A 19602-nucleotide genomic window follows, 5' to 3' on the forward strand; every position below is an offset into this window, starting at 1 on the left:
GAGCCATGGCACGAGCGCGCATCGACGACGGAGCCGGCCGTGCGGCCGTGCGGACGGCGCTCACTGACAGTGCCAGCGCGAGCCGGTCCAGCCGTGCGCAAGCGGTTCGCTACACCCTGCAACTTCTCGCAGAACAGGCCGAAGGCAACACCCTCGAGGTGCGCGTGCCGCCGTTCGGCGCCGTGCAGTGCGTCGCCGGGCCGCGGCATACCCGCGGCACCCCGCCCAACGTCATTGAAACGGATGCCGCCACCTGGCTGGCGCTTGCGACCGGGGCCCTTTCGTGGGTTGACGGCCTCGCGAGTGGGGCCATCCACGCCTCCGGGGCCCGCGCCAACCTGACCGGCCACGTTCCGGTGCTCTAACCCTCCCGCGAGAGCGAAAAAAGTGCCCGTTTGACCCATCTATACGGGCATTTTTTGCGCTCACGAGTGAATGGCGACACCCCGAAGTGGGGTGAGCACTGCCCCGTCCGTTAACCGGGAATTCACAGACAATCTCCTTAACGCTCCTAGTTTGGGTGAGTCCGCCCCTGAACCAAAGGCCTCGCTCCGTGCGCATTCTGTCTCGTCCCTTCCGTCCGTCGTTGACCGCTCTTGGTCTGGTGCTTCTGATCGGCGGAGGAGCGGGTGCACTCACCCCGGGGCTGTCGGCCTCTGCGGCGACGGACGCGGCGATTCCGCCGCTCCTGGTCACCGAAATTACCCCGGACAACCTGGGCTACGACAACTTAGAGTTTTTCGAGGTGACCAACACCACGACCATGGACATCGACGTCGATGCAGCCGGCATCGGCCTGACTTACATCTACGTGGACTCGGATGACCGCTCTAAGGACGTACCGTTCGACGTGCCGGCCGGTACCGTCCTTCCCGGTGAGGGAACCACCGTGTTCTGGCTGGACTACCGCACCAACACAGTCGACACCCAGGCGTTCACGGAAGCTGATTTCCGTGCGCATTTCGCCAGCGCAACAGATTCAGTTGACGCGTATCCGGTGGTGCGGGTCACCGGTCAGCCGGGGATGGCCAACGGCGGCGATCGTGGTATCCGAATCGTCGACGGCACAGGGGCCTCGATCAGCTGGGCGCTTTATCCGACCGGGTCGGTCTCCGTCGATACGAGCGCACACTTCGGTGCCCCCGCAACGAGCGAGTCGCTGTCGCAGGAGCTGGTGCAGTCGCGCGGCGTACCTACACCCGGCAACCCTGCCCCGGAACCAGCGCCGACGCCTACTCCGACGCCGACTCCGACCGCCACGGTGACGCCATCGGCACCCTCGAACGCTGCCACCGCCCCGCTGCAGATCACCGAGATCACGCCAGACAGCACCAACGTCGGGTCGGCCGACGGCTTCGAATTTATCGAGTTGTACAACGCCACTGCCGGCCCCGTTAACTTTGCGGACTACACGCTCAACTACCTGTATCCGCTCGCTGACCTCACCAACAGCTCAACGGTGCGCTGGCCGAGTACCCCAACGGACGTTATCATCGCCTCCGGCGGCGCCCTCGTGTTCTGGATCAAGAACGGCCAGAACGACGCTCTCACGGCAACCGAATTCAACGCCGAATTCGGGTCGAGTCTGACGCTCGGCACCGACCTGGTCGAAGTCTTCTCGGGCGGCATGGCCAATGGTTCGGCGCGCGGCATAGAGATTCTGACCAATACCGGTTTCAGCGTCAACACCGCCTATTACAACCTCGACAGCGTCGATGATGTCGATCCGAACTTCGGTATCCAGTACGGCAACGACGGCAGCAATCCGGGACGGCAGCTGAACCTCGCCAAAGTCGCTGCAAACCCGGGCACGGTATTCGCGGCGCAGGTTGCCGGCGACCTCAAAATCGTTGCCGACGACAACACACCCCCCGTGATCACCGACCACACCCTCGGTGAAATCGATCCCGCTCAGAACTTCGCTCTCTCGGCCACCGTCACCGACGACGTGCAGGCTCGCACGGTTGAGGTCCATCTCAAGAGCAATATCGACACCGAATTCGTGGCGACAAACCTGTCCACCGACGGCGCCGACGGCTACCGGTACGACCTGCAACGGGTCGACCTCACCGGCAAGCGCTGGTACGAGTACTACTTCACGGCCGACGACGGCAGCACCGAGGCAAACACCCCGGTCGTACGGGTCGACCTCACCGGCATCGACAACTCTCCGGTGCGACTCAACCTCACCGACGGCCAGTTCGTCGCCGACAGCACCACGCTCTCCGCCGCAGGCGACGGTAGCGCTGACGGCATGACCCTGAGCATCGACGGGCAGACCGTACAGACGAATCCCGACTTGGAGTTCGCCCCCCAGTTCGTGTTCGAGGTCACCGCAGTGAACACCTTCTTTCAAAATGGTGTGCGGATAGGGACCGACGTGCTAAGCATCTTCGACGACGGCATCCCAACGGGTTGGGAAACCATCGCGACACCGGTACCCCTCACTTACGTGAAGCAGGGCGAGAACCTCGTCGTCGGCGTCTGGGCAGGCTCCAAGGTCGCCCCCGAGATCAACCCGAATGAGAACAACGACGACTTTCAGATTCGCAACCCCCGCCTCGTGCTGCCTGACGGCCGCAGCCTGCACCCCGTCGGCTACACCGACCCCACCTTGGCGCTCAACATGGGTGACAGTGCCGGCAAGCTCGACTTCTACGATGCGAGCTTCACCATTCCGAGCGACGCATACATGGCCGTCGCCCATTTATGGGACACCACCACGGTCGAAGACGGCACCCACACGGTGCAGGCGAGCAGCGGGGTCGCACGGTGAGGGTCGACAATACGGCTCCGGTCGTGACGACATCCGCTGTTGCCGGAGCGCTCTATCAGGGTGAGTTCATGATCGACGGTGCGGCGACGGATGCCGGCGCTGGCTTCGCCACGCTCGTCGCGACCCTCGATGGCCGGGCCATCGAGCTGCCATACGCCACCTCATCGATCCAACTCGCCGACGGTGAACACACCCTGCTGCTCACGGCCCGAGACAATGTCGGCAACGTTGGCGAGCTGCAGACCGTGTTCTCCACACCGGTCGAGGAGCCCGGCAACGAACTGATCACGCCGCTCGACGGTGCCGTCGTCGAGGAGGGGCCGATTGACCTCAGTGCACGGGCGACCGACCCGACCGGTGACCAGCTCGCCGTTACCTTCCGGCGAGGATTCGCGGTATCCGCTGCCGACAGCAGTGTGCGCGGATATTCGGGCACGACGGCCATTGCGAACGGCACCGATCGGAACGCCAAGACCCTGTTGACCGGCGACCAGGTGACCGCGATAGCGCGTCTGGACGGAACAGCAGCGCCGATCACCTCGGACTCGCAGTTTCCCTACCAATTGTTTGAGGTCGATGTGCCAGCGGATGCCGGCGCAGACTTCACCGCGCGAGTGCGCTGGGATGGCACGGCCAACGCCGACGCCAAGGTGCTGCTCTACGTGCAGAACCTGACGACCGGTGTCTGGGAGGAATTCGACCGGCACGTGACCATCGGCGAGGGCGCGACCTCGTTCACCCTCGACGCCATGGTGCCGGCAGTGGACCACGTGCAGAACCAGGTCATTACAGTGCTGATTCAGCATTCTGAAGGCTTCGCCGGAGCCGATCTCTCCGATCGGTCGAGCACGTTGCCGGTCAATAATGTCAACGACACCGCGCGGACAGATTACGACTTCACGCTCGCCGTGGAATCCGACACACAGTACTACAACGACACGTTCTACCAACGTCAGCTCGACATTCACGACTACCTGCTCGAGCAACGATCAGCGATCAACTTGCAGTACCTGTTTCACACCGGTGACATCGTTGACAACTTCGAAGATGAACACCAGTGGACCAACGCCAACGCGGCCTACACGATGCTCGACGAGGCCCAGCTGCCCTACGGTGTGCTCGCGGGCAACCACGATGTCGGACAGAAAGACGCGGACTACGCGGCGTACAAGGCCAATTTCGGGGCCGAACGGTATAACGGCAACCCCTGGTACGGCGATAGCTTTGAAGATAACCGCGGCCACTACGACCTCATCACGGCCGGCGGAATCGACTTCATCATGCTCTACCTCGGCTGGGCGCCGAGCGCCGAGGGCATGGCCTGGCTGAACGAGGTGCTCGCCCAGTACCCCGAGCGCACGGCCATTCTCAACCTGCACGAATACATGCTCACCACCGGCGGTCTCGGAGCGGTGCCGCAGCAGATCTACGACGAGGTTGTTGCGCCGAATGCCAACGTGGCGAGGGTCTTCTCCGGCCACTATCACGACGCTTTCACGCGCATCGATCAGTTCGACGACAACAGCGACGGAACCCCCGACCGCTCGGTCTACCAGATGCTGTTTGACTACCAGGGCCTGCCAGAGGGGGGTCAGTCCTTCCTGCGGCTGCTGCATTTCAACAACGCGGCCGAGCAGATCAGCGTGCGCACCTACTCGCCGTACCTCGACGTGTACAACTCCGACGATCCAACACTCGACCTGGAACACCAGGAATTTACCGTTCCCTATGCGGCCTTTGGCATGACGTCGATGCAGAAATCCCTCGCAACGGATGCCTTCACCGTCGATATCCTGACGAATTCCGAAATCGCCGGCTTCGATGCTGTGACGAGCGGCACGACGGTGACCGCCAGCTGGAACCCCGGCGTGGGAACGCACGGCTGGTTTGCCTATTCCGCAGACTCGTACGGCGCCGACGCCTACTCAGAGGTGCGCACCCTGACGGTCGCAGTGCCCGTTGTGGTTCCGGAGAGGACGGTGCCCGGCGCGACACCGGGTACGGAGTCTGCCCCGGCGGCCACCGGGTACAGCCCGTCCCAGGTCGTGGTTCCGGCAGTGCTCACCGCTGACTCGCAGGTGCTCGCTGACACGGCGAGCGTGGCGCTCGCGGCAGAGATCGAGGCAGCAGAAACGGATGCCTCGGCCGCCGCCCCGCGCGCAGTGTCCGGCACCGGCACCGACAACGACAACGACAAGCTTGGTGTCGTTGGAGCGGTCGATGACTTCACGCCGTTCAACATCTGGACCATCGCGCTGATCCTGCTCGGTGCTGTAGCCGCAGCGACGATCGGCCTCGTGACCATTCGCATTCTCCGAACCCGCCGCTAGCCTCTCGTGAGAGCGTACTTGTCAGACGAGGATCGACTCGACCTCGTCGCGGGTGGGCATCGAGGTCGTGGCCCCGGCGCGGGTGACCGCGATCGAGGACGCCACCGTCGCGTAGCGCACTGCCTCGATCATCTGGTCGGGGGTCACCGCGATGCCGCGCACGAAATCAACCGCCAGACGCGCCACGAGCGCCCCGACAAAGGTATCGCCGGCCGCGGTCGTGTCGACGGCCGTCACCGGCCGGGCCGGTGCGAGGCCGAGGACCTCGCCGTCGAAGGCGACGACCGAACCTTCCGAACCCAGCGTCACGATCGCCCAGCTCTGGTCAGCGCTGAGCACCTCGGCGGCCCGTACCGGGTCGCTTTCTCCGGTCAGTTCGGCGGCCTCAATCTGGTTCGGAACCACGAGGTCGACCGAGGCGAGAAACCCCTCGGGCAGCGGCACGACCGGCGCCGGGGTCAGCACGGTGAACACTCCGGCGGCGTGGGCCGCGGCGATCCCTTCGACCAGTACAGAGATCGGCAGCTCGCACTGCATCACCAGAAACGCCGATTCCGCAATCGCCGCCCGCTGCGCCTCGCTCAGCGTCGTGACCGCAGCGTTCGCGCCCGACACCACCACGATCGAGTTCTCGCCACTGTCTACGACGGAGATGTGGGCGGTGCCGGTGGGGGCATCCGCTGTGGCGAGCCCATCAGAACAGATGCCCTCGACCAGCATTAGCGCGCGCAGCTCGCTCCCGTAGGCATCCGCTCCCACAGCTCCCAGAAAGTTCACGGCCGCGCCCAACCTGGCAGCAGCGACGGCCTGGTTGAGTCCTTTGCCGCCGGGAACCGTGCTGAAACCGGCCCCGAAAATCGTCTCGCCGGGTCGGGGTAGGCGTGCCTGCCGCACGACGAGGTCCATGTTGGCGCTTCCGAGTACTGCAATCGAGTTCATAGAGTCAGTCTCGCATCCGCTCATGGGACAATAGGGGCGTGAGTTCTTCTGAGCAGCCCCAGAACCCGTCGCCCGAGAACGAGAACGAGAACGAGATCGTGCTCGCCGAGGCGACCGTGACGCTACATCGTGCCCCGCGGTACCGCAATTTCATGCTCCTCGGCGCCATTGTCGGGGTATTTCTCGCCCTCATTCTCACGGTCGCTTTTCCTGAAAACGAGGATTACGACCGCGTGCAGATTTTCGGGTTTCTCCTGCTCGGCGGGGTGGCCGTTGGCACGACGCTCGGCGCAGTCGTGGCCCTCGTGATTGACCGCATCATCGGCCGCTCGAAGATGTCGGTGGTCGCGGATAGACTGGGCGCGAACGAACTCAGTACCAACGAAGACGGTACCAACGAAGACGGTACCAACGAAATGCGTGCCACTGAGCCTGGCTCCGGTACGTCCAACGACGATTTCCAAGCGTTCAACGAGAAGTAAAGAGGCTGCGGCTTGCCCGGTGGCGACGGACTGTTAAATCACGATCTTCTTCCTAACGAGAAGGGCCCACAAGATGCTTGTGGTGTCTTCGGCGTCTGGGCTCCCGGCGAAGAGGTGGCCAAACTCAGCTACTTCGGCCTCTACGCCCTGCAACACCGCGGCCAGGAATCGGCTGGAATCGCCACGAGCGACGGCAGTAAGATCCTCATCTACAAAGACATGGGATTGGTCTCGCAGGTCTTCAACGAAGCTTCGCTGAGTACCCTGCTCGGGCACATTGCCGTCGGGCACACCCGCTATTCCACCACCGGGTCCTCGAGCTGGCAGAACGCGCAGCCGACCCTGGGCCGTACCTCTAGCGGAACGGTGGCCCTCGGCCACAACGGCAATCTGACCAACACAGCCGAGTTGCTAGAACTCGTACGTGAACGCTACCCCGAGGTCGACGGCGAGCTGGCCCGCGGCAATACCACCGACACCGCCGTGATCACCGCCCTGCTCACCGGCGACCTCGATCACACCCTCGAGGCCACCGCCCTCGAGGTGCTGCCGCGCCTTCGCGGCGCGTATTGCCTCGTCTTCATGGACGAAACCACCCTCTACGCTGCTCGCGACCCCCAGGGTGTTCGTCCGCTCGTGCTGGGCCGCCTCGAGCGCGGCTGGGTCGTCGCCTCCGAGACCGCAGCCCTCGACATCGTCGGTGCGAGCTTCGTGCGCGAGGTCGAGCCCGGCGAGCTCATCACGATCGATGAAAACGGCCTGCGAACCCAGCGTTTCGCCAAAGCCGACCCTAAGGGCTGCGTCTTCGAGTACGTCTACCTTGCCCGCCCCGACACCACGATCGCCGGTCGCGGCGTGCACGAAGCCCGGGTCGAGATGGGGCGCCGGCTCGCCGCCGAGCACTCGGTCGAGGCCGACCTCGTCATTCCGACCCCTGAGTCCGGCACCCCGGCGGCCATCGGTTACGCGCAGGCATCGGGCATTCCGTTCGGCCAGGGTCTGGTCAAGAACTCCTATGTCGGGCGCACCTTCATCGCGCCGTCGCAGACCATCCGGCAGCGTGGCATCCGCTTGAAATTGAATCCGCTCAAGAACGTGATCAAGGGCAAGCGGCTTATCGTGGTCGACGACTCGATCGTGCGCGGAAACACGCAGCGCGCCCTCGTGAGCATGCTGCGCGAGGCGGGTGCCGCCGAGGTGCACGTGCGCATCTCGAGTCCGCCGATCACCTGGCCGTGCTTCTATGGCATCGACTTCGCCAGCCGCGCCGAACTGGTCGCGACCGGCCTGGAGATCGACGAGGTGCGCCAGTCAATCGGTGCCGACTCGCTCGGGTACCTCTCCGAGGACGGCATGATCGAGGCCACCGAGCAGCCGCGTGAGCGTCTTTGCACCGCCTGTTTCACCGGCGTGTACCCGATCGCGCTGCCCGAATCGCAACACCTCGGCAAGAATCTGCTTGAGCGGCCAACTGCATCAAACGGATGCGACCCGGGTCCGGATGCCGATCTGGAAGCCGTGCTGGCGCCCGCCGTACGGCAAGAAGAAGCCCTCGCCCGCCTGGGCCAGGTACCGTTCGGTGACCCGGGAAGACCAGAATGAGCACCTCCAGTACGAGCTCCAACGCAACGTATGCAGCCGCCGGAGTCGATACTCGGGCCGGTGACCTCGCGGTCGAGCTCATGAAGTCGACCGTCTCCAAGACGCACGGCCCCGAGGTCTGGGGCGGGGTCGGCGGTTTCGCCGGACTGTTCGACGTGTCGTTCCTCACCAAGTTTCGGCAGCCGCTGCTGGCCACCTCAACGGATGGCGTCGGCACCAAGGTCGCCATCGCGCAGGCGATCGACAAGCATGACACCATCGGCCAAGACCTCGTTGGCATGGTCGTCGACGATATCGTCGTCGTCGGCGCTCGCCCGCTGTTCATGACCGACTACATTGCCTGCGGCAAAGTCGTGCCCGAGCGCATCGCCTCGATCGTCGCCGGAATCGCCCGCGCCTGCTCCGAAACCGGAACGGCCCTCGTCGGCGGCGAAACGGCCGAACATCCCGGGTTGCTCGGCCCCGACGACTATGACGTGGCTGGCGCGGCCACCGGCGTGGTCGAAGCCGACCAGGTGCTGGGCGCCGACAAGGTCGTCTCCGGTGACGTGGTCATCGCGATGGCATCGAGCGGCCTGCACTCCAACGGCTACTCGCTCGTGCGGCATATTCTGGCGCAGCGCGGCATCGGCTACACCGACACCTCTGCCGAACTCGGCGGCGTGGTCGGCGAGGTTCTGCTCGAACCGACCCGCCTGTACACGGGCCCGCTGCTCGATGTGCTCGGCGACCCAGAGTTGACCGGCACCATCCACTCACTCAGCCACGTCACCGGCGGCGGCATCGCGGCCAACCTCGCCCGCGTGCTGCCCGTCGGCTCCTGGGTCGAGGTCGACCGGTCCACCTGGTCGCCCGCCCCCGTGTTCCGGGTGCTCGGCGACATGGCCGGGTCCACGCTGGAAAGCGCGGAAGGGACCTGGAACCTCGGCGTCGGCATGTTTGCGGTCGTGGATGCGGCATCCGCTTCATCGGTTATCGCGCGGCTTGCACTCAGTAAAATTCCGGCCTGGGTCACCGGCCGCGTTTCACGCGCGGCGCACGACCTGACCGGGTTCGAACAGGGCGCCAAGGGCGTCAACGGCGGCGCAGTGCGTCTCGTCGGGGCCTACGCCAACTAGGGTTCTTGCCTCACGGGTACTCGCTCGGTCGCTTGTTGCCCGGGTTGCCCCGGGTTACCCCGGATGGCTCGCGCGGCGACAGTTGCGCGGTCGGTTGCTGCACGCGTGTCCGTGCGCGCAGAGATCGGCGCGGCCGAGTGCTGCACGCGCTACCTCGTAGTGCTCACGCGCATGGCGTGCTGGGCGCGCGAGCCACAAGCGCCCGCGCGACCCGCATGCGCCCCAACGCCCCAAGAAGCGCGCGGCACACCAGCATCGCGAACCCAGGCCGCCGACGGCCCTAGGCGCGCTTCTTCTCGTCTTCGGTAGCGTAGTGGTCGACGTAACGGTCGTCGTCATCCGGATCGTCGTCGTCAGCGGAATCAACGGTGTCGCCATCGGCGGCCTTCTTGGCCTTGTCCGCCTCATACTCCGGCCACTTGGCGAGGTCTTCGTCAAGCCGAGGATCGGACGGATGCCCGGTCAACTCGCGTTCGAGCGCGTTGTAGTTGGTATCCGGGCTGAAGTACTTCAGCTCCCGAGCTACCTTGGTGTGCTTTGCTTTTTGACGGCCGCGCCCCATGCGTGACCCCCTTACGATGCCAGGCCGAGCGAGTCGCGAGACACTCGGGATTTGCCGAACGGAATGTGTAAAAACTAGAGTTTAGTTTAGCATGACAGGCCTTGCCGCCCACTGACGCCGTTCAACGATCAAACAGGCCGGTCAGTAGGCAAGAACGGAAATCGCAAATGCTTCTGCGGCCTGGCCGACTCTGAAACAAACGGATGCCGACGGCCGGCAGGGTGCGAGCGCCGAACTCAACGGCTACTTGCGCTTCCGGCGGCGAGAAGCCGTCGGCCGCGACTGCGCCGGGACCACGACCGGGCTCGACTTCGTCGCCGTGTCGCTCGCCCCGGTCGGCGGCGCGAGCGGACGGCGGGACACTGGGTGTGAGCGCACCGGCTCGCCGCGGCGGTCCTGCCCGGGAATGGGGCGCGAGCGGCGACCGTAGATGAGCTCGGATGAGTCGAGCAGCCACGGCACAAGGGCGATCGTGACGCCGTGCACCATCATGAGTTTCTGGCGCAACCGTCGGGCCTTGTGGTTGTGCAGCAGGCCTTCCCACCAATGGCCAACAATATAGATCGGCGTGTACACGGTGATGACCTCGGAACCGTGATCGTCGCGACGACCGCGAATGTAGCTGATCAGCGGCCAGCTGATGTCCCGATACGGTGAGGCGATGATGCGCAGCGGAACCTGAATGTTCTGTTTTACCCAGGCGCGTTTGAGCTCCTTGGTCTCGGCGGTGTCGATCGACACGTGCACCGCTTCGAGGCTCACGTGTCTGGCGGCGATCGCGTAGTCGAGTGCCTTAAGCACCGGTTTCTGCATCTTGCCGACCAGCACGATGGCATGATCGCCCTGCGAACCAAACGTCGTGACCGGGTCGACCTCGATCTCCTTCGCCACGTCGCGGTAGTACCGGTTGACGCCCATCATCAGGATGAACAAAATGGGCATCATGACAAAGACGAGCCAGGCGCCGTGGGTGAACTTGGTGATCGTGACGACGACGAGCACGACACCGGTGAGCAGAGCACCGAAACCATTGATCGACAGGCTGAGGTAGATCGACCCGCGGTTGGGCGGATTCTTCTTAAGCAGCTTCATCCAATGCCGCACCATTCCGGTCTGCCCGAGGGTGAACGACACGAAAACGCCGATGATGTAGAGCTGAATCAGCACGGTGAGGTTGGCCTGATAGACAACCATGATCGCGCAGGCCGCCAGGCCGAGCAGTACGACACCGTTGGAGTAGATCAGGCGGTCACCGCGGGTACTGAGCGACTTCGGTGCGTACGAATCGCGGGCGAGCACCGATCCGAGCAGCGGGAAACCGTTGAAAGCGGTGTTGGCAGCCAGTAGCAACACCGCAGCCGTTGCCGCCTGCAGCACAAAGAACATGACGGAGAAATCGCCAAAGGTTGCGGCCGCAACCTGCGCGATCAGGCTCCGCTGGGGCGCCGTGGCGCACTCGGCCCAACCGATAAGGTCGCAGGCTCGTTCCGCGTAGTGCACCTGGGAGATGAGCGCCAGCGCGGTCAGACCGATGAACAGCACGATCGCAATGCCGCCCATGAGCGTCAGGGTGCGCTGGGCGTTCTTGACCTTGGGGTGCTTGAACGCGGGCACCCCGTTGGCGATCGCTTCCACGCCGGTAAGGGCGGAGCATCCGCTCGCGAAGGAACGCAGCAGCAGCAAAATGAACGCGGCCTGCGCGAGGCTCTCGCCCTGCACGTCGTAGCCGGCTGATTCGGCGACGGGGGCGTTGCCCATCAGCGCCCGACCGAGGCCGACGACGATCATGAGCAGAACGCTGCCGATGAACAGGTAGGTCGGAATGGCGAAAGCCTTGCTCGACTCCCGCACGCCGCGCAGGTTGGTGGCGGCGAGCAAAATAATGAAAACGACGGCGAGTTCTACACGCAACGGTGCCAGGAAGGGCAGGGCCGAGATAATATTGTCCACGCCGCTCGCCACCGAAACGACCACGGTCATCACGTAGTCGACCAACAGAGCGGATGCGACGACCAGACCGGCCTTCTCGCCCAGGTTCTTGTGGGCGACTTCGTAATCGCCACCGCCCGAGGGGTAGGCCTTGATCAGCTGGCGATACGACGCTACGACTACGACGAGCAGCACGACGACGACCGCGGCCACCCAGGGGGCGAAGCTCAAAAACGCGAGCCCGCCCAGGGTCAAAATCATGAGCAGTTCTTGCGGCGCGTACGCCACACTCGACAGGGGGTCACTGGCAAAAATGGGGAGGGCGAGGTGCTTGGGAAGCAGCTGGCCGTCCAAATGCTCGGTGGGGAGCGGATCGCCGATGATCCACCGCTTGGGTGAACGGCTTTCCGGTACTGGGGCGTTCGCCTCGGGTGTCACGAGGGATGACATTACACCTTACTCGGCCACTGTCAAATCCGGACGCTTGTGAAGCTCTCGCGTGCGAGCAGCTCGGCGAGCAGGCTCAGCAGTTAGAGGCTCAGGCTTCCGTGGGCGAACATGGCGGTCATGTCGGGTCCTGCGGGCTGTCGGGAGCGGCGGACGCTGCGGCATCCGCTTGACGGGACGCTGCCTGAGTCGATGCTGCACCGCGCGGCGCGGTGCAGCCGTTCTCTCGCCGCACGACCGAGATGTCGCCAGACACCGAATTGCTGCGCAGGTCGAGCCAGCTGCCGTCGAGGGTACCGGTGGAGCCTTCGTGGCCCTTGCCGAACGCGGTGCGCACGGTCTGGTTGTCGAGCTGCAGCGTTCCGGAGAGGGTGTTGAGGTGGTATCACGCCGCGACGTGCGGCGCGAGCCGCACCGTGAGGTTGCCGCTGACCGAGTTCGTCACGATCTGGTCTGACGTGCCGACCAGGTCGAGAAACACGTTGCTCGAGACCTCGTCGAGCGTGAATCGGCGGATGCTGCCGCTCGCCGTGATATTGCGCGATACGGTGTGCACGGCCAACGCTCCGACGTGGTCCCGCACCGAGATTTCGCCGTTGACCGCGTTGAGTTCGAGGTCACCCTCGCCGTTGTCGATGACGAGGTCGCCGGAGACGGTGCTGAGTTTGGCGTCGTTGCGCAGTCCGGACACGAGGGCATCTGCCGAGACGACACCGAAGCGCAGAGCGGCGTCGCGAGGGACTAACACGCTCACCTCGGCCCGGGCGGTACCGCGGAATGCGGCGAACACCTCAAGAAAGTTGTCTCAGCGCAACTGGGGGTGGTCGATTTCGAGGCGGTCGCCGTCTATCGAGATCTTCAGATCTTTGCTGGTGACGCCGTGCACTTCAATGCGGGTACCGGGTTCATCGTGGCCGATGATGTCGACCGTGCCGCCGATCAGACTGACCTTGAGCTTGCGCACCAACTCGACATCGATGAGTTTGGTCTGCCCAGGGGTGACCAGCCATTTCTCCAGTGTCACTGGGTTGTCCTTTCAGGAAAATAAACTCGCGCTATATCGCGTTCCTGAAAGTTGCAATCAGTATAGAAAAATATCCAGCCACTGGCGATTGTGAGCGTGCACCAGCACGGCGAACACCACGACGTCGAACAATAGGTGCACGCAGACTACGTAGGTGAGCGACCGGGTGCGGGCAAAGGTGTAGCCCTGCAGCAGCGCGAACGGCACGGTCAGCAGCGGCCCCCAGGCCTGATACCCGAGCTCCCAGAGGAACGACGAAAAGATCACGGCCTGCAAAATATTGGCCTGCCAGTCGGCAAAGTGCCGCCTCAGCAGGGTAAAGGCGACGCAGATGAAGAACAACTCGTCCCAGATTCCCACGAAGCCCACCCCCACGAGCAGCCGGGCAATCTCATCGGGAGCAATCACCGCTGGCCAGTTCTGGTAAGCGCCGCTTCCGATGAAGTAGCTGGGCAGAATCAGGTACCCGAGCAGCACGACCAGTGGCAGGTAGGCGCGTTCGAGCCGGGTCCAGCGGTGCCCCGTGCGAATCGGAAACCGGATTGCGTGGTCCTTGAAGCAATACCGTGAGAGTAAATACGGCACGAGCACCGCCAGGCTGAGCACCGTGCCCATCAGGACGATATTCGGGTAGCTGATGTTCGCCTCAATCGAGATCGTGCTGATGATCCCCAGACCGACAGCGATCAGCAGCAGATCGCGAAACAGCACCCGATTTATCAGCAACGCGAGCACCAAGGCCGCGGCCAGCACGCCATAGCCGGGCAGCGGCATCCTCAGCGCGAACAGCAGCACAGCGGATGCGCTCACCAGCGCCGCCGGAATCAGCCCCCACCGCGATGTAGTACCCATGCTGCACCCTACACAGAGCACCTCTCAGTTTCGCGAGAGCGGATAAACTGCTGATTTGGTACCCCGGCGGCAGCGATTTTCCCGCTCTCGCGGGAGGGCCTAGATTCGAGGGATGAAGCGTTTTCCCAGCGACCCGGTCGCGATTCTGCAGCACCTCGTGCGCATCGATTCGGTCAACCCTGACCTGGTCCCCGATGCGGCGGGTGAAGTCGCGATCGCGATCTGGTGCAGTGAATGGCTCCTCGCCCAGGATTTTCAGGTGACCCTGCTCGAGGAGGTTCTCGGGCGGCCCTCGGTCGTTGGTATCAAACGCGGAACCGGCGGGGGACGCTCGCTCATGCTCAATGCGCACCTCGACACGGTCGGCGTCGCCACCTACGCGGGCGACCCGTTCAGCGGCGACCAACGCGCCGGCCGGGTGTACGGGCGTGGGGCCGTCGATACCAAGAGTGGGCTCGCGGCCATTCTCGTGGCGGCAGCGCGGGCATCCGCTGTCGGGCTGGCCGGGGATGTGATCGTGACGCTGGTCGCCGACGAAGAATTTGGCAGCATCGGAACGGAAGAGGTGCTGCGCAGCGTTCGCGCTGATGCCGCCCTCGTGATCGAACCCAGCGGCCTTGAACTGACCACAGCGCACCGCGGATTCGCCTGGTTCGAGCTCGAACTGACCGGCCTGGCCGCGCACGGCTCCCAGCCCGAGCTCGGCGTCGACGCCATCTGGCATGCCGGCCTCGCGCTGCGTGCTCTCGACGAGTTGCGGCAGCAGCTGAACTCGGCCCCGGCGCATGCCACACTCGGCCACGGTGCCGTGCGGGTGTCGCGGATTTCTGGTGGTGACGATGCGGCTACGGTCGCGGCCCGCTGCGTTCTCACCGTGGAACGACGGATGCTGCCCGGTCAGTCCCCAGAGAGCGTCGAGTCTGAATTGCGGGCACTGTTCACCGAGCTGGTGCGCGCGGAGCCGCAGTTTCGGTTTGAGCTGACCCGACTGGTGGCGCGGGCGGCTTTCAAGGCCGAGCCGCACTGGCCGATCCTGCGCGCGCTCAGTGGCAACGCCGAGCGGGTGCTCGGCCACCCGGCGAAAACGCGCGGTGAACCGTTCTGGACCGATGCCGGACTTATTCTCGATGCCGGTATTCCCTGCGTCGTGTTCGGTGCTGACGGTCAAGGGTTGCACGCCGACACGGAATGGGCCGACGTGCCATCGGTGCTCGCGCTCGCCGAGATTCTCGAGGGCACGATCACCGAATTCTGTGGGCCTACAGTCGGCTGATCCGCGGGGAACCATCCCGGCGCAGGGAGGCCATCGTCTTGTTGGTGCCCGCGTCGAATATAGAGCGGACCCGCGCCGCGAATTGCGGAGCATCCGCTTGAATATCTCGCCATGTTGCGATGTGTTGAACGCTACCCCTTGGCACCGATACGACGGCTTGACCTTGACCTTGACCTTGCGTCGAGTTCTATCGTGGTACGACCGCCGAGGGGACGTCGGGGCGGCGGATTGTGAAGAAGGGGATCGTGCGCTGGCAGAGGGGGCCGATTAAGACGGCGAACAGCACGGTGCCGATTCCTACATTGCCGCCGAGCGCCCAGCCGATGCCGAGCACGATCACCTCGATGCCGGTACGCACGATCCAGATTTTCCAGCCGGTGCGCTGGTGCAGCCCGGTCATCAGACCGTCGCGCGGGCCTGGGCCGAAGTGCGCCCCGATGTAGAGGCCGGTGGCGATCGCGATCATCAGTAGGCCCGCTGCGAAGAACAACACGCGCGCCCAGAGGTCGAGGTCTGCCGGAAGAAGCCACAGGCCCACATCGGCTGACGGGCCAATGAGCAGTGCGTTGAGCAGTGTGCCGGCGCCGGGTTTTTGGCGGATGGGGATCCAGAGCAGGAGTACGACACCGCTCAGTAAAACCGTGATCAGCCCGAAACCGAGGTGCGTGTAGTTATCAATGCCTTGGGCGAGAACATCCCACGGAGCTACGCCGATGGCGGCGCGCACGATCAACGCGATGCCAATTCCGTAGAGGAACAGGCCAATCAGCAGTTGAATCAGACGACGGGTCACGAGAGGTCAGTCTAAATGCTGCTCAGCGCCCACGTCGGCCACCGGTTCCTGCGGAGCTCAGCCGCCGAGGATGATTCCGCGGTTCAGGAAGAACGGTTGGGGGTCGATCCTTACGCCGTCGACCCGAACCTCGACGTGGGTGTGACAGCCGGTGGACAGGCCGGTGCTGCCGGCGCGTCCGATCTGTTGTCCGGCGCCGACCCGGTCGCCGACATTGACCAGGGTCTCATCGTCAGCCAGGTGGGCGTAGCCGGTCTGTACACCTTGGCCGTGATCGATCAGGATCCAGTTGCCGTAACTGCCGACCGCTCCGGCGGCGCGAACGACGCCGGAGGTGGCAGCAAAGACCGGTGCCAGGCAACCCGCTCCAATGTCGGTGCCGTAGTGGAACGCGCCCACTCCGGGGAGTGGGCGAACCGGCCGCGGCCCGTAGACATCCGTTGTGGGGCCGCTCGCCGGATTCGCCCAGCCCTGATCGCTTAGCTGGCCGTCGTCGGTTGGTGTGGTCGGAAGCAGGTCTAGTGCGGACAGGCCGGCGGCGGCACTCGTGGTCTGCGCTGCGGCGTCGATCAGGGCCAGGCCGGCAGCTTCGAAGTCACTTTTGGCAGCGTCGAGCGCGGTCTGGCTCGCGTGAAGCGACAGGTTGCTCGCGGCAGCACGGGTCTCGGCCTCTTGTTCGTTCAGTCGCTGCGCTCGGGCCTCATCGGCCTCGGCGCGGGCCTGAATCGTCTCGATATTGTCGGTGACATGGTTTATCTGGTCGAGTGTGCTGAGCTGGTCGAGCACGTTGCCGAGGGAATTGCCGCCTAGGAAGACCTCGGTCACGACGGCGCCGGATTGCTGCTGCGCCAATTTGCGCGCGAGCACGGCAAAGCTTTGCTTGGAGTCGGCGGCTTGCTTCGTGGCCTCCACGGCGAGCCGGTGCACCAGGGTGGAGCGACTACGTGCGAGCGTCTGACTCGCTTGCGTCGACTCGAGCGCGCGCTGGGCAGTGGTCAGCACAGCCTCCGCTGACTGTGACTGGGTGAGTGCTCGTGCCAGCGCGGCGGCTCGTTGCATCGAGTCTTGTTGAGCTGATGCGCGCTGCGCGGCCGCCAGCACGGCGGCCGTCTGATTCTCGGCAAGGGTGGCTGCGGCTGCTGCCTGGGCTGCCGCCTGCGCCTCAATGCCGGTATCACTGGGAGTCGGCGCTACCTGGGGTAGATCGGGCATATCGACAACTGGCGGGATCGGTCCGCCTGTCGGCTCGGGAATTGTTTCGTCGTTCGGTCCGACCGTGGGTTTTGGGGTTGGTTCGGCGGTGGATCCCGCGGTCGGCTCAGCCGTAGGTTCTGACGTCGGCATCGGCGTCGGCGTCGGTTCGGGGGTCGCTTCGGCCGTGGGCTCGGGAGTGGGCACCGCGGTCGGTTCTGCCGTTGGCTCGGGTGTCAGGCCGCTGGTTGGTTCGGCGGTTGGTTCAGCGCCCGGTTCCGGGTTCGCACTCACGCTCGGCGTGGACATGCCGGTCGAACTCGCTGGCAGTTCATCGGCGCTCGCCGCGATCGGGGCTCCAAAGAGGAACAGCGTGGTCACGACGATGATTGCCAACGGGCCGCCTGGCCCCCGATGTGTCACGGCTCGGTGCAGGGCTCGCCCGAGAGACGCAACGGGACCGTGACTTGGGGCGAGCGACATCGGCAACCTGATCCATTCGAGTATGGACTAACGCAGCTCGGGCGGGCTGGCGTGGCGCAAGTATGGCACGACAGCCCGACGCTGACAACGGGTTAAACGGGCAGTCCAAGGTGCTTATAAGGTCGAATTGAATCAGGCCAACCGGGGTGCCCCGCACTCCGCGGCCGCGCGCACTGCCCCCGAAGCGACGAGCTCCACGACTCCCTCAATTTCGGGGGAGAGAAAGCGGTCGTGGCCGGGGCCGGAGGCCACGGTGCGTACGAGGTCCCGCACCGCTCCGGTCGCGGCGCCCGGCTCGAACGGTGCCCGCAGATCGAGCGAGCGCGAGGCCGTCATGATCTCGATCGCGAGCACCCGGCCGAGCCCATCGAGCGAACGGCGCAGCTTGCGGGCCGCATGCCAGCCCATCGAGACGTGGTCCTCCTGCATCGCTGAGGAGGGAATCGAATCAACGGATGCGGGCACCGCCAGCCGCTTGAGCTCCGACACGATCCCGGCTGCTGTGTATTGGGCGATCATGAGCCCGGAATCCACGCCCACCTCGTGCGCCAGGAATGGCGGCAGGCCCTTGCTGCGACTCGCATCCAGGTGACGGTCGGTGCGTCGCTCACTCATGCTCGCGACATCCGCCGTGGCAATGGCGAGAAAATCGAGAACATAGCCGAGCGGGGCGCCGTGAAAGTTGCCGTTCGACATGACTCGACCGTCGACCGTGACAACCGGGTTGTCGATGGCGCTGGCCAGCTCGCGGCTTGCCACGAGGGCGGCGTGGGCGACGGTGTCACGTGCGGCGCCGTGCACCTGCGGGGCGCAACGCAGCGAGTAGGCGTCCTGCACCGACGTATCCTCGGGACCGGCGTGGCTCGCGACGAGCGGGGAGTCCCGCAGTAGGCGGCGCAGATTGGCGGCACTCTCGGCCTGACCGAGCTGAGGCCGCAGCTGCTGCAGATCCGCCGCGAAGGCGGCATCCGTTCCGAGCAGAGCCTCGACGCTCATCGCCGCCGCGATGTCGGCGGTCACGAGCAGGCGGGCCAGGTCGTCGAGGGCAAGCACGAGCATGCCGAGCATGCCGTCGGTGCCATTGATCAGGGCGAGGCCCTCCTTTTCGGCGAGCACGACCGGCGTGATGTCGGCCTCGGCGAGAGCGTCGCCGCCGCCGATCAAGGTGCCGCTGGCATTGCGCGTCTGGCCCTCGCCCATCACGACAAGCGCGCAGTGAGCAAGCGGCGCGAGGTCGCCGGAGCAGCCGAGTGAACCGTATTCGTGCACGACCGGCGTAATTTGCGCGTTGAGCACGGACGCGTAGGTCTTGGCGGTCGCCGGGCGCACGCCGGTTCGCCCGGTCATCAGCGTCGAAAGTCGCAGCAGCATGAGGGCGCGGACGACCTCGCGTTCCACTTCAGGGCCGCTGCCGGCGGCGTGCGAGCGCACCAAGCTTGCCTGCAGCTGCGCACGCCGGTCGGAGGTGATGAACGTCGTTGCGAGGGCTCCGAAACCGGTCGAGATCCCGTAATGCGGTTCGATGTCAGCCGCGAGGGCATCGATAATGGTGCGGGTCGCTGCCACCTGCTGCAAGCTGGCAGGATCGAGGCTGACGCGCGCATTGTGCCGCGCAACGGCGATTACGTCGGCGAAAGAGAGGGCGCCGGTTCCGACGACAACGGTGGCTGTGTTAACGGATGCCCCGCTCTGGTTGCGCGCAGATGCGGAAGTTTGAGGAGTGGTCGCGAGGGTCATGGTTCGATTCGACACCTCCAAGGCGCCCGGCGATAGAGCGCTATGCTGCTTCGTGTCCGGGATA

The 19602-nt window shown here is 64.8% G+C and carries 17 protein-coding genes; 7 read left to right on the forward strand and 10 right to left on the reverse strand.

The genetic code is table 11. The features are described from left to right. Window positions 1–5: 5 nt before the first annotated feature. The 3 genes from CXY73_RS21105 to CXY73_RS21115 all read left to right on the forward strand — a co-directional run bounded on the left by CXY73_RS21105 (window position 6) and on the right by CXY73_RS21115 (window position 5106). A complete protein-coding gene (locus CXY73_RS21105; RefSeq protein ID WP_104135866.1) occupies window positions 6–365 on the forward strand; it encodes a sterol carrier family protein in 360 nt (119 codons plus the stop codon). Between the two features lie 188 nt (window positions 366–553). Beyond that, window positions 554–2776, forward strand: coding sequence for a lamin tail domain-containing protein (locus CXY73_RS21110; protein WP_104178795.1), 2223 nt, complete (start codon window positions 554–556; stop codon window positions 2774–2776). Between the two features lie 23 nt (window positions 2777–2799). Next, a complete protein-coding gene (locus CXY73_RS21115) occupies window positions 2800–5106 on the forward strand; it encodes a metallophosphoesterase (RefSeq protein ID WP_158254178.1) in 2307 nt (768 codons plus the stop codon). A 21-nt stretch (window positions 5107–5127) separates the two neighbouring features. Here CXY73_RS21115 and CXY73_RS21120 read toward each other — a convergent pair whose 3' ends face one another. Then, window positions 5128–6045, reverse strand: coding sequence for a ribokinase (locus tag CXY73_RS21120; protein ID WP_104135864.1), 918 nt, complete (start codon window positions 6043–6045; stop codon window positions 5128–5130). Window positions 6046–6083: 38 nt separating this feature from the next. On the opposite strand from CXY73_RS21120, the gene CXY73_RS21125 reads away from it, so the two are divergent. Genes CXY73_RS21125 through purM form a run of 3 tightly spaced genes read left to right on the forward strand, consistent with a single transcriptional unit; the run spans window position 6084 to window position 9247 of the window. After that, window positions 6084–6527 carry a hypothetical protein gene (locus CXY73_RS21125; RefSeq protein WP_104178797.1) on the forward strand — a complete coding sequence of 148 codons (444 nt, stop codon included), beginning with the start codon at window positions 6084–6086 and terminating at the stop codon, window positions 6525–6527. A gap of 12 nt (window positions 6528–6539) precedes the next feature. Further along, window positions 6540–8129: an amidophosphoribosyltransferase gene (gene purF / locus CXY73_RS21130; RefSeq protein ID WP_104178798.1), complete on the forward strand. Its 1590-nt coding sequence runs from the start codon at window positions 6540–6542 to the stop codon at window positions 8127–8129. Next, a complete protein-coding gene (gene purM, locus CXY73_RS21135; RefSeq protein ID WP_104178799.1) occupies window positions 8126–9247 on the forward strand; it encodes a phosphoribosylformylglycinamidine cyclo-ligase in 1122 nt (373 codons plus the stop codon). Before purF ends, purM begins: the two co-directional genes overlap by 4 nt. 280 nt (window positions 9248–9527) lie before the next feature. Here purM and CXY73_RS21140 read toward each other — a convergent pair whose 3' ends face one another. The 6 genes from CXY73_RS21140 to CXY73_RS21155 form a co-directional block, all read right to left on the reverse strand. Next, window positions 9528–9809, reverse strand: a complete 282-nt coding sequence (locus tag CXY73_RS21140) for a DUF3073 domain-containing protein (RefSeq protein WP_104135860.1) — start codon at window positions 9807–9809, stop codon at window positions 9528–9530. A gap of 243 nt (window positions 9810–10052) precedes the next feature. After that, a complete protein-coding gene (locus CXY73_RS21145; RefSeq protein ID WP_233198513.1) occupies window positions 10053–12188 on the reverse strand; it encodes an APC family permease in 2136 nt (711 codons plus the stop codon). Between the two features lie 115 nt (window positions 12189–12303). Further along, complete coding sequence (locus CXY73_RS23100) at window positions 12304–12522, reverse strand: hypothetical protein (protein ID WP_233198514.1); 219 nt, start codon at window positions 12520–12522, stop codon at window positions 12304–12306. A 48-nt stretch (window positions 12523–12570) separates the two neighbouring features. Then, on the reverse strand, window positions 12571–12975 hold the full coding sequence (locus CXY73_RS23105; protein WP_233198515.1) for a hypothetical protein: 405 nt from the start codon (window positions 12973–12975) through the stop codon (window positions 12571–12573). A gap of 15 nt (window positions 12976–12990) precedes the next feature. Continuing rightward, window positions 12991–13209, reverse strand: a complete 219-nt coding sequence (locus tag CXY73_RS23110; protein ID WP_233198516.1) for a hypothetical protein — start codon at window positions 13207–13209, stop codon at window positions 12991–12993. 57 nt (window positions 13210–13266) lie between these two features. Beyond that, window positions 13267–14061, reverse strand: a complete 795-nt coding sequence (locus tag CXY73_RS21155) for a CPBP family intramembrane glutamic endopeptidase (RefSeq protein WP_104178800.1) — start codon at window positions 14059–14061, stop codon at window positions 13267–13269. 112 nt (window positions 14062–14173) lie between these two features. Between CXY73_RS21155 and CXY73_RS21160 the strand changes: the two genes are divergently transcribed. Then, the gene (locus CXY73_RS21160) at window positions 14174–15334 is read left to right on the forward strand and encodes a M20/M25/M40 family metallo-hydrolase (protein WP_104178801.1); all 1161 of its coding nucleotides are present in this window, start codon (window positions 14174–14176) and stop codon (window positions 15332–15334) included. A gap of 187 nt (window positions 15335–15521) precedes the next feature. On the opposite strand, the gene CXY73_RS21165 is transcribed toward CXY73_RS21160, so the two are convergent. The 3 genes from CXY73_RS21165 to hutH form a co-directional block, all read right to left on the reverse strand. Beyond that, window positions 15522–16127 (reverse strand): YitT family protein, encoded by a 606-nt coding sequence (locus CXY73_RS21165; RefSeq protein ID WP_104178802.1) that lies wholly within the window; start codon window positions 16125–16127, stop codon window positions 15522–15524. A gap of 57 nt (window positions 16128–16184) precedes the next feature. Continuing rightward, window positions 16185–17714 (reverse strand): M23 family metallopeptidase, encoded by a 1530-nt coding sequence (locus CXY73_RS21170; RefSeq protein WP_104178803.1) that lies wholly within the window; start codon window positions 17712–17714, stop codon window positions 16185–16187. A 219-nt stretch (window positions 17715–17933) separates the two neighbouring features. Next, window positions 17934–19538 carry a histidine ammonia-lyase gene (gene hutH / locus CXY73_RS21175; protein ID WP_104178804.1) on the reverse strand — a complete coding sequence of 535 codons (1605 nt, stop codon included), beginning with the start codon at window positions 19536–19538 and terminating at the stop codon, window positions 17934–17936. Window positions 19539–19602: the final 64 nt, after the last annotated feature.

It is taken from the genome of Cryobacterium sp. Y50, from assembly GCF_002929805.1.
Lineage (GTDB): Bacteria > Actinomycetota > Actinomycetes > Actinomycetales > Microbacteriaceae > Cryobacterium.

Bases quoted from the DNA above. Each gene is read 5' to 3' on its own strand.
- CXY73_RS21105 (WP_104135866.1), top strand. From the start codon at position 6: ATGGCACGAGCGCGCATCGACGACGGAGCCGGCCGTGCGGCCGTGCGG.
- CXY73_RS21120 (WP_104135864.1), bottom strand. From the start codon at position 6,045: ATGAACTCGATTGCAGTACTCGGAAGCGCCAACATGGACCTCGTCGTG.
- purM (WP_104178799.1), top strand. From the start codon at position 8,126: ATGAGCACCTCCAGTACGAGCTCCAACGCAACGTATGCAGCCGCCGGA.
- CXY73_RS21140 (WP_104135860.1), bottom strand. From the start codon at position 9,809: ATGGGGCGCGGCCGTCAAAAAGCAAAGCACACCAAGGTAGCTCGGGAG.
- CXY73_RS21145 (WP_233198513.1), bottom strand. From the start codon at position 12,188: ATGTCATCCCTCGTGACACCCGAGGCGAACGCCCCAGTACCGGAAAGC.
- CXY73_RS21155 (WP_104178800.1), bottom strand. From the start codon at position 14,061: ATGGGTACTACATCGCGGTGGGGGCTGATTCCGGCGGCGCTGGTGAGC.
- CXY73_RS21160 (WP_104178801.1), top strand. From the start codon at position 14,174: ATGAAGCGTTTTCCCAGCGACCCGGTCGCGATTCTGCAGCACCTCGTG.
- hutH (WP_104178804.1), bottom strand. From the start codon at position 19,538: ATGACCCTCGCGACCACTCCTCAAACTTCCGCATCTGCGCGCAACCAG.